A 14,359-nucleotide genomic window follows, 5' to 3' on the forward strand; every position below is an offset into this window, starting at 1 on the left:
GTTGTACTAGCCGTATTTCTTCACTATCTGCATCACATCTGACCGGTAGGACACGCCAAAAAGATAGGCGTGAATGATCAGAATATGAAGACTGTGAAGCCCGATGCGTTCGCGCCAGCCATCCTGAAGAGGTGACGCTTCGGCGTACGCATCGCGGATTGTTTCCAGATGAGGGCAACCAAAAACACCGAGCATCGCCAAGTCTTCTTCGCCGTGACCCCCTTGGGCTGCTGGATCAATAAGGGTTACACCATCGGGTGTCCACATGACGTTTCCGCTCCACAGATCTCCATGAAGTCGAGATACTTCCCCGGAACGGACAAGAGCGGGTTGGTCATGATCAAACACCCCGGATGCGAGTTTTTCAGCGAATTGATGCAGGCGCTCGCGGTCTGTCTGGCTAAAAGCTGGGCAGTCAATATAGGGCTCAACCCGGTATTTGGCGTAGTACTGTCCCCAAGATGCGCTGCCCCCATCGGCTAAGAGAGGCAATGGAGCTTCACCCATCCACCCGTCGGTTGTATGCCCGGACGGTGGAGCGCCTAAATGAGGCGCGCCCGCTGCGTGCGTATACGCCAGGGCTCGTCCAAATTCCTCAGCCATTCGCGGGGTTGCTTCGATGCGAGACAGGACTGGCTCTTCGAGCCAGGTCTTCCCGTAATCGAGCACGGGAACAATCCGCGTTGCCTGATCGCCCGCATCCGCGAGCCATAAGAGCGCTGTCACTTCATAGGAGATCTTCTGAGGCCGATGGTCGGTTTTCCGGAACGTTTCCACGGTGTTACTCCTTAGAGGCTGCAATTGTTACGAGGATATCCACAGGTGCTCGTCCCTGAAATTGGTTATCCACAATTTTGCTTCCCTCGACTTTCCTCGTTGTCACTGTCCTTCTAGCGTGGGGAGTGGAAGGAGGATCCGTGGATGAAGTAGGCAATATGCAGGTCGCTCGCGAATCAATGTGGAGCGTATGCAAAGTGCTTGAAGACATACACGGCGACGTTGCATGTGAGCGCTTCGAAGACTGGCAGGGTGGAGCTGCAGATGCAGCTCGAGATGACCTCTTGGTGCTTTTAGGACAGCTCGGAGTGGTCATGGACTCGGGAGATGATGCGCTTTTAGCGCTCGACACGGCGATTGCTGAGTGTCAGCTAGCCAGCGTTGTTCTGATGCCCGGACAAACAACAAATCCGTTATCGCTGGGCGCATATACGCCTGCCTCTTTTGCTTCACATACGTTCTCTGAGTCATCAGGTGTGTTCTGATATGAACAGAATTGTTGTGACAAGCGGGCCAACGCACGTTGACACGGATGCGTTGATCAGGGCATGTACCCGGCTTCGCAAGAGTGAAGAGTCGCTATCCGCATTGATCGCTTCCACTCGGTCGGCTCAGGATCATGCACGCCTGGGCATCGGGCTCAGCCCCACCGCATACACGGCTGTTAGTGCGATAGAAGAAGTGGCCTCGTTGATCACGTATCTTCGCGCCAAACTGTCCGCATTCGCCGACTCGATCGCCTACTGTGCAGCCATCTATTCGGGCGCAGACTCGCGAGCGGTTGCGCTTTTGTCATCAACCCACAACGACAGTCCCATCTTCAACCTGAATCTTTCGCAGCCGAACCTCACAGAGCCTGCACCGGGCTTTCCGATGATTGCACAGTGGCTAAGGGAAAACACATGGGATGTGCGCTCGCGGAACCTTGATGTCCTATCAGCGATCCTGGCGTTCATGTTCGGGCGCTCAGATGGTTTAACGGCACTTCGTTTTGAACGCGATCTTGACGCGTTCTCCTTCGGCGTTCTGCATCTTTTCGGCGCTCGGCGCGGTGTGCCCGGAAGCTCAACGAAGCAGGTCGCCGGGTACGCCGCATCGTGGTCGTCCGGAATTGGTGCACTGTTCTTCGGAAATGTCACGGGCGTGGAAATTCAGACAGGCTCCTCGTCGGGAGCCGGCAGAGGACATCGGATTATCAAAGCAGTGAAAGAAGGATTCGCTCCCATATTGGCGGCGAGTCCGCATACGCCTTTCGCGCTCTCCGTTCTGTCGATCGTCGGTAGAGTGGGGCAGGGGGTTGGTGCGATCCGTTCGCATCCGACTCAGCGCGTGGTCACCCCTTCTACCCCCGATACTCGACTTGCAATGAGCACCCCTACTCCTATGTCCACGGTTGAAACTCCGCGAAAACCATCACAACTGTTGGAGTCACTTTCAGGACTGAATTCAGGAGGCGAAGAAGGGCAAATCAAGATCATCCGACACAGCACTCCGATTCCCTCCGATGCGTCATCGCCAGGTGGATCACGAACACGTTCGTCCTGGTCAGTCGTCATTCGAGGTACTCAGAAGTGGAGCGTCGGGGGAAGTAACCCGCAGGATATGCTCACCAATTTTGAGGGGGTAGCAGGGCGTGAATCCGACCAATCGCGCGCGGTCCTAGAGGCGATGAAAATGGCTGGAATCAAAGCGGATGAACCCGTCGAATTCGTTGGTCATTCGCAAGGAGGCATTATTGCCGCTCAACTGGCGACCAGTAGCGACGTGAACCAGAACTACCACGTCGTATCAGCCCTGACAGCGGGGTCCCCGATTGGCGGATCGCAGACTCCTTCGCACGTCCACGTCCTCGCATTAGAGAACACCAGAGACCTGGTGCCAGCACTCGACGGGGGAGCGACTTCCCAAGGAGTGACAACCGTTCACTTTGACGGGCAAACGTACATCCCGGCCGAAAAACAGGGACAGAATTTGGTTGCGCACGACATTGGAACCTACCGCAACCTGCTAGGAGATATTGAGAATCGCCAAAATGAGCCGGGGCTTACCGAGGTTAAAGAATGGGAAGAACATCGGATCGAATCGCTCGGTTTGACCGAGCAGACGACCTCTCAAGCGTATGTCTTCGATACTAGGCGCATCCATGACGAGGGCTGAACAATCGGATAAACACCGGTGGACAGATGCAGACGACCGTTCTGAAACCGCGTCCAACCTGCTAACGTGATGGCGTGACACGGGGTGCCACAGGCTGAGAAAAAACCCGTTGAACCTGTCGAGATAATTCTGACGAAGGGAATGTCAATGATGGATCGTGCCATCGTATCTTCGGCTCTTGAAGCTGTCCGAGAAACAAGCCCATTGGTTTCGTGCATTACCAATTCAGTGGTCACAAACTTTACGGCAAACGTCCTTTTGGCCATCGGCGCTGCCCCTGCAATGGTCGACATTGTTGGCGAAGCGGGACCGTTTGCGTCGATCGCGTCCGGTCTGCTGATTAACTTGGGAACGCCGACCCCCGAACAGCGTGAAGCTGCTCGTGAAGCCGCGTCAGCTGCGGTCGCAGCGGACGTTCCGTGGGTATTGGATCCGGTTGCGGTTGGTGCCTTGGTGCATCGCACCGATCTTGCGCGTGAGCTGGTGACAATGGGGCCGACTGTTGTTCGAGGTAACGCCTCGGAAATCATCGCGCTTGCGGGTGAGGGAGCTGGTGGTCGTGGTGTCGATGCCTCCGACGAGGTTGAATCAGCGTTCGAAGCAGCCCAGCTCATTGCGCGCAACTACGGCAGTGTTGTTGCAATCTCCGGCGCAACCGACGCAATCGTCAGCGCAGATCAGATTATTCGTGTTGGTGGTGGCGCAGAAATGCTGACTCGCGTCACCGGTGGTGGTTGTGCGCTGGGTGCGTTCCTCGCTGCTTTCGTCGGTGCGGCGAAGACGCGTGCGGTGACGCCGCTGGAAGCGGTTGCTGCCGGTCACGCCGTCTACTCTGCTGCGGGTGAGATTGCTCAAGAGAAAGCGTCGGGCCCGGGTACGTTCCAGATGCACTTCCTTGATTCGCTCTACTCGGTCTCGACAGACGACCTTGACAGGATTCCGCTGTCATGAGGAATGCTCCTGACCTGCGGGTCTATTTGGTGACGGATGCTGAGCAGTGCGAATCGATGGGGCGGAGTGTTCTTGAAACGGTTGAAGCCGCCGTCGAAGGTGGAGCAACGTGCGTCCAGCTTCGCGCGAAGACTTCCGATGGCGGTCCCTTCCTTGATGAGGTCTGCGAAGTAGCGAATGCGGTCGGCGACCAGGTTCCCGTGATCGTCAATGACCGGGTGGATGTGTTCCTCGCAGCTCGCGCATTGGGTGTCCCAGTTGCGGGTGTGCACGTTGGTCAATCGGATCTTCCCGCGAAGGTTGTGCGTGAAATGATCGGCGAGGTCGCGTTCCTTGGATTGTCTGTTGGGACTGATGAAGAGGCGCGGATTGCGGCAAGCGAAGGGGTTGCAGATCACGTTGGCCTCTCGGTTCTGCGCACCACGGCAACGAAGACGAATACGCCCGATGTCCTTGGCTATGACGGGTGTGAACGGCTTGCGCGCCTTGCCGTTATGCCAAGTGTCGCTATTGGTGGTGTTGGTATCGATGACATGGCACCTTTGAAAGCGCGTGGTGTGAATGGTGGTGCCGTGGTTTCGGCAATCTGTTGCGCAGAGGATCCGAAGCAGGCTGCTCGCGATCTTCTGAATGCGTGGAGCAGCGCTCCCGACGCTGGTCGTCAGGAAGCGACGGGGGTGAGTGATCGATGATTCCTACAGTGACCGCTTTGACGATTGCCGGATCTGATCCCTCGGGTGGAGCAGGTATTCAGGCTGATATGAAAGCGATGAGCGCCAATGGTGCGTACGCGATGAGCGTCATTACCGCTCTGACCGCACAATCAACGAAGGGCGTGGCCGGAGTCCACGCGGTTCCCGTTGATTTCGTCAAACTCCAGTTAGACACGGTTCTTGACGATATTGCTCCCGATGCAACGAAGATCGGGATGCTGGCAACTGCAGACTTGGCACGCCTTGTTGGTGAATACCTTCCGCGGTTGCCTTACACGGTGCTTGATCCGGTGATGGTGGCAACTTCGGGTGATCCGCTATTGGACAACGAGGCTATCGCCACTGTTCGGCAGCTGTGCACTGTCGCAGATTTGATTACACCGAATCTTGCTGAGGCAGCGGTTCTTCTTGAATCCGATTGGGCAACCAACGTCAATGAGATGACGGAGCAAGCGTTCGCTTTGCGCGAGCTAGGCGTGAAGAATGCGCTGGTGAAGGGTGGTCACCTGGATGAGAAAGCGTGCGATGTCTTCCTCGGCGAAGGTGACTCAGAACCGCATATTCTGACCGCTCACCGTATTCACACGAAGAATACGCACGGAACAGGATGCACGCTCTCATCATCGATTGCGGCTCTTCGCCCGCGTTGCGACTCGTGGCTCGAAGCTGTCACGCGCGCGAAGGCGTACTTGACGGGCGCGATCGAACAGGCTGATGAGCTTGGAGTCGGACACGGGCACGGTCCCGTCCACCACTTCTACGCGCTGTGGAATGACGACATGATGAAGGACAATGATGTTCACTGACGAACTGTGGGAAGAGATCGCCCCCATTAAGAAAGCGATTGACCAGGGGCAATTCGTTCGAGGTCTCGGTGACGGGAGCCTCAGCCAAGACAAATTCAACTACTACATGGTCCAAGACGCCCTGTATTTAGCTGCATACGCGAAGGCTCTTGCTGGTCTCGCCACTTTTGCGCACGATCCGGATGACCTGGTGTTCTGGGCCGAAGCATCGGCGAATTCGATCAAGGTTGAGCGAGAGCTCCACGCGTCGCACGTCGACGTGATGGCAGCGGCAACGCCTTCGCCAACGTGTCGTGCCTACTCTGACTTCTTGGCTGCCCAGCTTGCCAGCGGTGAATACGGGATTGCTGTCGCAGCGGTTCTGCCCTGCTTCTGGATCTACCAAGTGGTGGGGACTGAGCTCCTCGACACTGCCGGTGACCTTGAAAAACACCCCTACGGTGACTGGATTGGAATGTACGCAAACCCCGTGTTTGCGGAAGAAACCAAGATCGTCCGCGGGATCGTTGACCGCGTGGCCGAAGGCGTTGTAGAACTCCAGCGCCAGCGCATGAGGGACGCGTTCGTTCAGGCCAGCCGATACGAATGGATGTTCTGGGACGCGGCATGGCGAATGGAGACGTGGCCAATCTGAAAGAGCCTCGGTCACCGCCTGCATCTCCCTGAGGTGCGAAGCGTCGAGCAATACGACGGGGCGGGGGTGTTCTGGATCCAGAACACCCCCGCCCCCTAATCTCAGCGGTTCACATTGTCACCTGCCCGAACGCGGACTACTTGTCCTTCTTTGCGCCAATCAAGCCGGCAACAAGGGACGAGACGATTGCGGTGATGACAGCACCAAAGAAGCTTGCCCAGAAGCCACCCGTTTCAAAGGGAATGCCAACGGATGTTGAAAGTGCGCCGGTCAGCATGAACAGCAGGGCGTCGGTAACGATGGCGAACAAACCGAAGGTCAGGATGTACAGGGGGAAGGTCAAAACCTTCACCAGAGGTTTGATCAGGGAGTTCACCAGAGTGAACACCAATGCGATCACCGCAAGGGCGATCAGAGTGGAGGCTAGTGACGTTCCGTCGGTGAAATTGATCGATGGCACAATCAGAGTCGCGGCCCAGATGCCAGCCATGGTTGCAATGAGTCGAAGTATAAATTCCATACTTCCAGTCTGCCTGCGTTCCAGCTTTTTCGCATCCGCAGGCGGTTTTTCGCGGGCGACATTCCGACTCTCCACGCCTGCCGACCGCTGGCTTGCCACACCTGTTGGATTCGTGGGAGCAGGTCGAAGATCTTGAGGAGCGTTTGAAGCGCGCGGGCGGGATCGTGAATTTCAACGAGGTTCGCTGGGATGTTCGCCCATCGCCGGGCTGTGGAACGATTGAGGTTCGCTCGTTCGATTCGGCGACGAATATGACGGAATTGCGGGCTTTGTCCGCGCTTGTTCACGCTTTGGTTGAGACGGTGTCGCGTGATCTTGATCGTGGGGTCGCGCCTGCGGTGCTGCCTCGCGAATTGCTGGAATTGAATAAGCGGCGTGCTTCCCGATTCGGGCCGACTGATTCGAGGTGTGTGTAAAGTTATGACCGAAAGCCTCTGTCAAACGAGTGGCATACTTGCTAGTCTCGAAGAATGACTGAGGATTTCCTGGCTTTTGCACTCAATGCTGAACGTCGCTCTCACGCCTGCGAAGACGCGGACTACCCCCAATTTCATGTCGCTCCGCCAGTTGGGCGCCTCAATGATCCGAACGGCCTGATCAAAGTTGGCGACACTTACCACGCCTTCTTCCAGTACACCCCGGAGCATCCGAAGAAGCTTGTTTACTGGGGTCATGCGACGTCGAAGAACCTCGTGAACTGGGAATACCTGAAACCTGCGATCCTGCCCGACAGTCACCAGGACGCAAACGGCGCCTACTCCGGTACTGCGATCGCGACCGAAGAGGGCGTGGAACTCTGGTACACGGGCAACTACAAGGATCCTCAGACCGGTGAGCGCGAAGCGACCCAGTGCGTCGTCATCACGTCCGACATGAAATCGTTCACCAAGCTTGTTCCGCCGATTATCGGCCATCAGCCCAACGGCTATACCGCTCACTTCCGCGACCCGCAGGTCTGGGCCGATCCCGAAGTGCCGGGTAGCTACCGCATGCTCCTCGGCGTGCAACGTGAAAACGAAACCGGCGCCGCCCTTCTCTACCGTTCGAGCAACCTGCGTACCTGGGAATGTGAAGGAGAAATGACCTTCCCCGATGCGAACGGCACATTCGACGCCTTCGGCTACATGTGGGAATGCCCGAACCTCGTTCGCCTGAGCGATGAGGTCAGTGGTGAAGTCCGCGACGTCCTCATCTTCTGTCCCCAGGGCATCGCCCCCGACGTCGAAGGCTACGAAAACATCTTCCCCTGCATTTACATCGTCGGAAAACTGGTCGGCACAGAATTTACCGAGTGTGACGGATCATTTACCGAGCTTGACCGCGGTTTCGAGTTCTACGCTCCCCAGGTCTACGCGCGTACTGACACTGCGTGGGGTGCATGGAGTGACGAGAAGCCCGCGCTTCTTGTCGGCTGGGCCGGCAACGCCAGCGAAGATGACCAGCCCTCGATCGAAACCGGAGGGTGGGTGCACTGCTTGACCTCTCCGCGACAGCTGGTGTTGGTTGACGGCGTGCTTGTTCAGCGTCCCTACCTGCCCGGCTTGCCGCTGTCATTCGACTCCGAAGTGGAGACTCTCGCGGGTTCGCGTTCGTGGAGGTTCTCAGCTGACGTCGAGTTCAACGCACCTTCCGCTACTTCATCCGACGAGGCCACCTCCATTACTTTCGTCATCGGCTCAAAGGGGGCGGGAGTGAATGTGACACTGAGTCCGTCATCCCTGACCGTTGATCGCTCCGACTCGCGTTACCCACATGGAGATATACGAACCGTGACCCTCGCGGATGAAGAGTCGGAGCATATTGAGATCATCCACGACCGGTCTCTCACTGAAATCTTCCTCGGAGATGGTCGCAAGGCCTTCACCTTCCGCTCCTTCTTGAACGGTGAAGCAGCTGGGCTCGAAGCGCGATGCGAATCGGGTTCTGTAACTCTGACAAACATATGCAGGGCTCGTCTGGACTGAAAGGTGTCCGCGCCAAGTAAAGGGTGCATGTGAGATGTGTGCGCGGCCTCGCGAATCGACAATCTGGGTGGGCTTCGGCTGGAATGTGTCCGCAGGTCATCACTGCTGAGGTGGTAAGCGCACATTTTTGCGCGTCAGTTCGGCGAAAAGTCCACATAACAATGAGACAAAAGCCCTTGCGCTGAGGCGTATGGCGCACATAGTATGTCAAACGATTGCTATATAGCCCGGTAGTGAACGACGACGTTGTACACGCGCCTGGCCCACCGAGAAAGGAACGTGGATGGCAATGGATTACGCCAAGGTGGCGTCCGAAGTTGTAGAAGCGGTCGGAGGTGCCGATAACATCAGCGCAGCCGCACACTGCGCAACCCGCCTGCGACTCGTTATTGTCGACGAGTCTAAGATTGACCAGGCTGCCCTCGACGCGAACGGAGACCTCAAGGGCACCTTCGCAGCAGGTGGCATGTTCCAGATCATCGTCGGTCCCGGCGATGTCGACAACGTCTACCGCAAGATGGTCGAAAACCACTCCGTCCGCGAGGTCTCCAAGGATGAAGCCAAGGAAGAAGCCGCAAAGTCCGGCAACCTCTTCTCGCGCTTCATCAAGATGATCGCTGACATCTTCGTTCCAGTCCTCCCCGCCCTGATCGCCGGCGGTCTGATGATGGCTATCAACAACGTTCTGACCGCTGAAGGCCTCTTCGGCGAACAGTCCGTCGTTGGAATGTTCCCGGCCATCGCTGACTACGCCTCCCTGATCAACATGATCTCGTCGGCAGCATTCGCTTCGCTGCCTGTCCTGGTTGGCTTCTCCGCTGCAAAGCGCTTCGGTGGCAACGTCTACCTCGGTGCAGCAATCGGCGCGGCAATGATCTCCTCCGACCTGCTCAATGCATGGAATACCGGCGCGGCACTTGCCGGCGACGCAGAGGTTGAATACTGGCACCTCTTCGGCATGGAAGTTGCCAAGATCGGCTACCAGGCACAGGTCATCCCGACCCTCGCCGTCACCTTCGTCATGTGCGTCATCGAAAAGTGGCTGCACAAGCGCCTGTCCGGCACCGTTGACTTCCTCGTCACCCCGCTGGTCACCATGCTTCTCACCGGCTTCCTCGCATTCATCGCAATCGGCCCGATCACCCGCGTTCTCGCAGAAGGTATCACCAACGGCATCAACTGGGGTTACTCCACGCTCGGCCCAATCGGTGGCCTGATCTTCGGCTTCTTCTACTCGCCGATCGTCGTCACCGGCCTGCACCAGTCCTTCCCGGCAGTTGAAATCCCGCTACTCCCCGTTAATGGTGGCATCGGTGACTTCATCTTCCCGATCGCCTCCATGGCAAACATCGCTCAGGGTGCTGCAGCCCTCGCTGTCTTCCTGAAGGCCCGCGATGCCAAGCTGAAGGGCCTCGCCGGCGCCGGCGGCGCGTCCGCAGTCTTCGGTATTACCGAACCCGCAATCTTCGGTGTCAACCTGCGCCTGCGCTGGCCCTTCTACGTCGGCATGGTTGCTGCAGCAATCGGCTCCGCCGGCGTCGCACTCTTCGACGTTCGTGGCCAGGCACTCGGTGCAGCAGGCTTCGTCGGCTTCGTGTCGATCATCCCGAACGACATCCCGATGTACCTGCTCCTTGAAATCCTCGTCTTTGCCCTATCCTTCGGTGCCACCTTCGCCTATGCCTCAACGCGAGGCAAGGTGGACTTGACCGAAGGTGGCGCAGTCGCAGCATCCGCCGATTCTGCCGTCGTAGCTGCACCTGCAGCTACTGGCGTCGCAGAAGCCAAGATCGTTGAATACGCCGAAGGCGCAGACACCGACTACACCATCACCGCACCTCTCGCCGGTGAAATCATCCCGCTCGAGCAAGTCAAGGACGAGTCCTTCGCCAAGGGCATGCTCGGCCCGGGCGCAGCAATCATTCCCGCCGGTGGTGTAGTCGTCGCACCATTTGACGGCAAGGTCACGGTCGCATTCGAGACCGGCCACGCCTACGGCCTGAAGTCCGCATCCGGCATGCAGGTTCTGATCCACATTGGTATGGACACGGTCAAGCTTGAAGGCAAGTACTTCACCCCCCGCGTCGCCAAGGGCGACATGGTCCGTCGTGGCGATGTCCTCGCCGAGGTTGACTGGGACGGTATCCGCGCAGCCGGTTACGATACCATCACCCCGGTTGTCGTCACCAATAAGAAGAAGTTTGACTCCGTCGAGCTTTCCGGCACGGGCACCGTTTCCACGAACGATACCTTCCTTGAGGCACAGCCGAAGGAAGTAACTGCCTAATCGGGTTTTATTCCTGACACGTGACGGGGAGAAGGCTACGGCCTTCTCCCCGTCGTGTGTGTGATCTGAGTGCGAATAATGAAGGGGCACTGACAATCGTCAGTGCCCCTGATTCGATTGAATTGAGATGTGTGCTTACGTGGTCCAGCCTTCAATCAAAGTCACTGGGAACTCGTAGCTTCCGCCAGTCGCTCGGTCGTGAGAATCATCGGATGTGTCGGCAGAGCCGTGGGCCTCGCTGCTAGTTTCACCGTTGATCTGCGCAAGCAGGATCTCGACGGCCTTGCGGGCAATCAGATCGAGGGGCTGGCGTAGCGTGGTCAGTCCGGGAAGAGCGCGGTGAATAGCCTGGGTTCCATCGAAGCCGATGATTCGCAGGTCGCCTGGAACGGTCAGGTTGTGCAGGCGTGCCCATTCGAGGACCTCGGCCGCGGCCAGGTCATCGGTGGCGAAAACGCCATCGATTTCTTCGGCGACAGAGTTGAGGCATTCATTGACGGCCAGTTGGCGGATCGCAGAATCCGTGTGGAAGGGAACTTCCAGAATGACCGGTTCAACGCCGTCTTCGCCAAGGGCTCGACGATATCCGTGCTCGCGCAGGTTCTTCGGGTGCGCGCGCGAGGTCAGCAGGGCCGGTCGGTGGCAGCCTGCGTCCAACAAGCGCCTGGTGGCGTCGTATCCGGCGGTTTCGTTGTTGCAACGAACGTTAGGGATCCGGGGTGAGAGCTCGCGGTCGATGGTGACCAGTGGCATGCGGATCGTTTGGTATTCCTCGAGCGCTTCGTTGTGTGCGCCAGAAATAATACCGTCGACTCGATTTCCAACCAGTAGGTTCAAGTAGTCGCGTTCACGGTCCGCGTGTCCCATCGAGTTGCAGATAAGGATGCGGTAGCCCTGTTCGGCAAGGGCGTTTTCAATCTCGACGGCGAGTTCGCCGAAGAAGGGGAGTGCGACAGTCGGGACGATCAATCCGATGGTGTCGGACTTTTTGCCGTGGAGTGCGCGTGCGAGCTGGTTGGGACGGTATCCGAGTTTCGCGATCGCGTCGCCGACGCGGTCCTTTGTTGTCTGGGACAGGTATCCGCGGTTGTTGAGGACTCGCGACACGGTGGTCAATGAGACGCCGGCTTCTTTGGCTACGTCGGCCAGGGTGGGCTCGGAGTGTGACTTCACGGGTTAGGTCCTTGTTTTGCTGGCGGTCGTTCGGTTCATTTTAGATGTTGATGTGTGCAGACCATATGGACTTCTGTCGAAGTGTGAGCCTATTTACTGACTACTCATCTCGTCGCCTGTTGAACGTGTGCCTGACGCGCAGAATACTTGGTCAAGTCCGTGTTAAGCAGGCAAAAAAGGGGACGAGTCTGGGCGTCTTGGTGCGGTGTGTAGTCGGCCCTCGGCTTGGCTGTGGGTGAGGAAAGTGTGGCCGGCCTCGTGAATGGGGAAGAAGGCGGAAGGCGCTGACGTGACAATGGTCGCGCAATTGCACCATGAAAGTGTGCTGACAGGCACGATAATTCCTTTTACGATTAAAGGCAAGGGTCAATATGTCCAACGATGGACATACCCGGGTTGGAAGGAAAACCTCATGATCTCTCGTTCTGTTGTCATCGCCTCCTCCGTTGGTCTGCACGCGCGCCCCGCTGCCGTCCTTGCCGATGCCGTTGATGAATCCGGTGTCGACATCGTTATCTCGTTCGACGGTGAAGAAGCAGACGCAGCATCGCTCCTCGAAATCATGACCCTCGGTGTCAAGCACGGCGACGAAGTCACCCTGTCCACCGAAGATGACAACGCTGGCGCTGTTCTCGACTCGCTGGCCGAACTGCTTTCGCGCGATCTCGACCAGGAGTGAGCATGAGCACCGGACACTCAGTCCTTCACGGAATCGGCGTCTCAGCCGGAACAGCCGCTGCTCCGGTAGCGATCGTGCGCCCAGCACCCGGCGTTGATACGAACGAACCTGCTTGCACTGATCCCGAGGTGGACGGTGCCCGTGTGCGCGAGGCTCTCGCAACAGTCAGCAACAGCCTCAAAGAACGTATGGAAACGGCTCCCGAAGAGTCGAAGCCGATCCTGAAAGCCACCGCCAAACTCGCGTCAGACCGCGGTCTGGCAAAGGGGATCGACAAGAAGCTGAAGAAGGGCTTCGGTGTGACTGCCGCAGTCGAAGCAGCTGTCGAAGAATACGCCGAAATGCTCCGCGGACTGGGCGGGTACATGGCGGAACGCGCCACCGACCTGTACGACGTGCGCGACCGTGCAATGTGTGAACTGCGCGGACTTCCGGCGCCCGGCGTTCCCTCATTCGATGAGCCTGTCATCCTGGTTGCTCGCGATCTGGCACCCGCTGAAACTGCAACCCTGAACCCTGAGAAGGTCAAGGGCATCATCACCGAAATTGGTGGCCCCACGTCGCACACCGCGATTCTGGCCGCTCAGCTTGGTATTCCGGCAATCGTGAAGGTTACCGGCATCCTCGATATCACCGAAGGGTGCATGCTCGCCCTTGACGGTGGCGTCGGTGAAGTCATCGTTAATCCGACCGACGAAGAAGTTGAGCTTCTTGAGGCGCGCTCGCGTCATCGCGCTACCGCGCTTGCCGGCTCGTCCGGTGAAGGTGCGACCTACGACGGCTACAAGGTCAAGCTTCTCGCCAACATCGGCACGATCGATGACGCTGAACGCGCAGCTAAGTTCGACCTTGAAGGCTCCGGCTTGTTCCGTACCGAATTCCTGTTCCTCGATCGCGCGGATGCGCCTTCGCTAGAAGAACAGACGGAAACCTACACCAAGGTTCTCCAGGCGTTCGGTGACCGTCGTGTTGTCGTGCGCACGCTTGACGCCGGCGCCGACAAGCCACTGTCGTTTGCAGATCTTGGCAAGGAAGAAAACCCGGCGCTTGGCCGTCGCGGTTTGCGCCTCTGCCAGGCTCGCGAGGACCTGATTGATACGCAGCTGACTGCTTTGGCTGCCGCCTACGAGGCCACGAAGGCTGACCTTTGGGTCATGGCACCGATGGTGTCCACACTTGAGGAAGCCCAGTGGTTCGCCGACAAGGCGCGTGGCGTGGGCCTGCCGAAGGTCGGCATCATGATCGAAGTTCCCGCGGCCGCTATCCGAGCAGACCAGATGCTGTCCATCGTTGACTTTGCGTCGATCGGCACGAATGACCTGACGCAGTACACGATGGCCGCTGACCGCATGGACGGCGAGCTTGCTCCGCTGCTCACCGCGTGGCAGCCGGCTGTCCTGCAGATGATCAAGTTCGCCTGTGAAGGTGGTCGTTCGACAGGCAAGTCGATCGGTGTCTGCGGTGAAGCCGGTGGCGACCCGCTGTTAGCGCTGGTTTTGACAGGTTTGGGTGTTGGCTCCCTGTCGATGGCACCGACCAAGGTGAACGCTGTTCGCGCCGCTCTTCGCCTGCACGACCTGGCGACCTGCCAGCAGATGGCTGCGTATGCGCTGGATGCTCCGACGGCTGAAGAGGGACGCAACAATGTCCTGAAGCTTGTCTCGCCGACGATGCTGGCGTTGCTCTGAGCACCCTCTG

General features: G+C 58.0%; 14 protein-coding genes. 11 read left to right on the forward strand and 3 right to left on the reverse strand.

Features of this window, described 5'->3' with window-relative positions:
• Positions 1 to 6: 6 nt before the first annotated feature.
• The gene (locus tag QP442_RS02235; protein WP_285069544.1) at positions 7 to 777 is read right to left on the reverse strand and encodes a fructosamine kinase family protein; all 771 of its coding nucleotides are present in this window, start codon (positions 775 to 777) and stop codon (positions 7 to 9) included.
• 140 nt (positions 778 to 917) lie between these two features.
• Here QP442_RS02235 and QP442_RS02240 point away from each other — a divergent pair, with 140 nt between their 5' ends.
• The 6 genes from QP442_RS02240 to QP442_RS02265 all read left to right on the forward strand — a co-directional run bounded on the left by QP442_RS02240 (position 918) and on the right by QP442_RS02265 (position 6,038).
• Entirely contained in the window at positions 918 to 1,262 is a 345-nt protein-coding gene (locus QP442_RS02240; RefSeq protein ID WP_103632920.1) for a hypothetical protein, read from the forward strand.
• A gap of 1 nt (position 1,263) precedes the next feature.
• Positions 1,264 to 2,934: a hypothetical protein gene (locus QP442_RS02245; protein ID WP_103632921.1), complete on the forward strand. Its 1,671-nt coding sequence runs from the start codon at positions 1,264 to 1,266 to the stop codon at positions 2,932 to 2,934.
• A gap of 147 nt (positions 2,935 to 3,081) precedes the next feature.
• Positions 3,082 to 3,885, forward strand: a complete 804-nt coding sequence (thiM, locus tag QP442_RS02250; protein ID WP_103632922.1) for a hydroxyethylthiazole kinase — start codon at positions 3,082 to 3,084, stop codon at positions 3,883 to 3,885.
• Positions 3,882 to 4,577 (forward strand): thiamine phosphate synthase, encoded by a 696-nt coding sequence (gene thiE, locus QP442_RS02255; protein ID WP_006680514.1) that lies wholly within the window; start codon positions 3,882 to 3,884, stop codon positions 4,575 to 4,577. The genes thiM and thiE overlap by 4 nt, the downstream gene beginning before the upstream one ends.
• Positions 4,574 to 5,404, forward strand: a complete 831-nt coding sequence (gene thiD / locus QP442_RS02260) for a bifunctional hydroxymethylpyrimidine kinase/phosphomethylpyrimidine kinase (RefSeq protein WP_103632923.1) — start codon at positions 4,574 to 4,576, stop codon at positions 5,402 to 5,404. Before thiE ends, thiD begins: the two co-directional genes overlap by 4 nt.
• Entirely contained in the window at positions 5,391 to 6,038 is a 648-nt protein-coding gene (locus tag QP442_RS02265; RefSeq protein ID WP_257878447.1) for a TenA family protein, read from the forward strand. Before thiD ends, QP442_RS02265 begins: the two co-directional genes overlap by 14 nt.
• A 136-nt stretch (positions 6,039 to 6,174) precedes the next feature.
• Here QP442_RS02265 and QP442_RS02270 read toward each other — a convergent pair whose 3' ends face one another.
• Positions 6,175 to 6,558, reverse strand: coding sequence for a phage holin family protein (locus QP442_RS02270; RefSeq protein ID WP_006680511.1), 384 nt, complete (start codon positions 6,556 to 6,558; stop codon positions 6,175 to 6,177).
• Positions 6,559 to 6,635: 77 nt separating this feature from the next.
• Here QP442_RS02270 and QP442_RS02275 point away from each other — a divergent pair, with 77 nt between their 5' ends.
• From QP442_RS02275 to QP442_RS02285, 3 genes are all read left to right on the forward strand, one after another.
• On the forward strand, positions 6,636 to 6,974 hold the full coding sequence (locus QP442_RS02275) for a glutamate-cysteine ligase family protein (protein ID WP_336619948.1): 339 nt from the start codon (positions 6,636 to 6,638) through the stop codon (positions 6,972 to 6,974).
• A gap of 54 nt (positions 6,975 to 7,028) precedes the next feature.
• Positions 7,029 to 8,522, forward strand: coding sequence for a glycoside hydrolase family 32 protein (locus QP442_RS02280; protein WP_103632926.1), 1,494 nt, complete (start codon positions 7,029 to 7,031; stop codon positions 8,520 to 8,522).
• Between the two features lie 283 nt (positions 8,523 to 8,805).
• Positions 8,806 to 10,809, forward strand: a complete 2,004-nt coding sequence (locus QP442_RS02285; RefSeq protein ID WP_285069545.1) for a sucrose-specific PTS transporter subunit IIBC — start codon at positions 8,806 to 8,808, stop codon at positions 10,807 to 10,809.
• Positions 10,810 to 10,944: 135 nt separating this feature from the next.
• On the opposite strand, the gene QP442_RS02290 is transcribed toward QP442_RS02285, so the two are convergent.
• On the reverse strand, positions 10,945 to 11,982 hold the full coding sequence (locus QP442_RS02290) for a LacI family DNA-binding transcriptional regulator (RefSeq protein WP_103632928.1): 1,038 nt from the start codon (positions 11,980 to 11,982) through the stop codon (positions 10,945 to 10,947).
• Positions 11,983 to 12,394: 412 nt separating this feature from the next.
• Between QP442_RS02290 and QP442_RS02295 the strand changes: the two genes are divergently transcribed.
• Positions 12,395 to 12,661: an HPr family phosphocarrier protein gene (locus tag QP442_RS02295; protein WP_103632929.1), complete on the forward strand. Its 267-nt coding sequence runs from the start codon at positions 12,395 to 12,397 to the stop codon at positions 12,659 to 12,661.
• A gap of 2 nt (positions 12,662 to 12,663) precedes the next feature.
• Complete coding sequence (gene ptsP / locus QP442_RS02300; protein WP_103632930.1) at positions 12,664 to 14,349, forward strand: phosphoenolpyruvate--protein phosphotransferase; 1,686 nt, start codon at positions 12,664 to 12,666, stop codon at positions 14,347 to 14,349.
• The last annotated feature ends 10 nt before the right edge of the window (positions 14,350 to 14,359 follow it).

This window comes from Pauljensenia sp. UMB1177 (assembly GCF_030217965.1).
GTDB lineage: Bacteria > Actinomycetota > Actinomycetes > Actinomycetales > Actinomycetaceae > Pauljensenia > Pauljensenia turicensis_A.

What these genes read in the sequence shown, in the direction of transcription:
- thiE (WP_006680514.1), top strand. Translation starts at nt 3,882, where the DNA reads ATGAGGAATGCTCCTGACCTGCGGGTCTATTTGGTGACGGATGCTGAG.
- thiM (WP_103632922.1), top strand. Translation starts at nt 3,082, where the DNA reads ATGATGGATCGTGCCATCGTATCTTCGGCTCTTGAAGCTGTCCGAGAA.
- QP442_RS02245 (WP_103632921.1), top strand. Translation starts at nt 1,264, where the DNA reads ATGAACAGAATTGTTGTGACAAGCGGGCCAACGCACGTTGACACGGAT.
- QP442_RS02265 (WP_257878447.1), top strand. Translation starts at nt 5,391, where the DNA reads ATGATGTTCACTGACGAACTGTGGGAAGAGATCGCCCCCATTAAGAAA.
- QP442_RS02285 (WP_285069545.1), top strand. Translation starts at nt 8,806, where the DNA reads ATGGCAATGGATTACGCCAAGGTGGCGTCCGAAGTTGTAGAAGCGGTC.
- ptsP (WP_103632930.1), top strand. Translation starts at nt 12,664, where the DNA reads ATGAGCACCGGACACTCAGTCCTTCACGGAATCGGCGTCTCAGCCGGA.
- thiD (WP_103632923.1), top strand. Translation starts at nt 4,574, where the DNA reads ATGATTCCTACAGTGACCGCTTTGACGATTGCCGGATCTGATCCCTCG.
- QP442_RS02295 (WP_103632929.1), top strand. Translation starts at nt 12,395, where the DNA reads ATGATCTCTCGTTCTGTTGTCATCGCCTCCTCCGTTGGTCTGCACGCG.
- QP442_RS02280 (WP_103632926.1), top strand. Translation starts at nt 7,029, where the DNA reads ATGACTGAGGATTTCCTGGCTTTTGCACTCAATGCTGAACGTCGCTCT.
- QP442_RS02270 (WP_006680511.1), bottom strand. Translation starts at nt 6,558, where the DNA reads ATGGAATTTATACTTCGACTCATTGCAACCATGGCTGGCATCTGGGCC.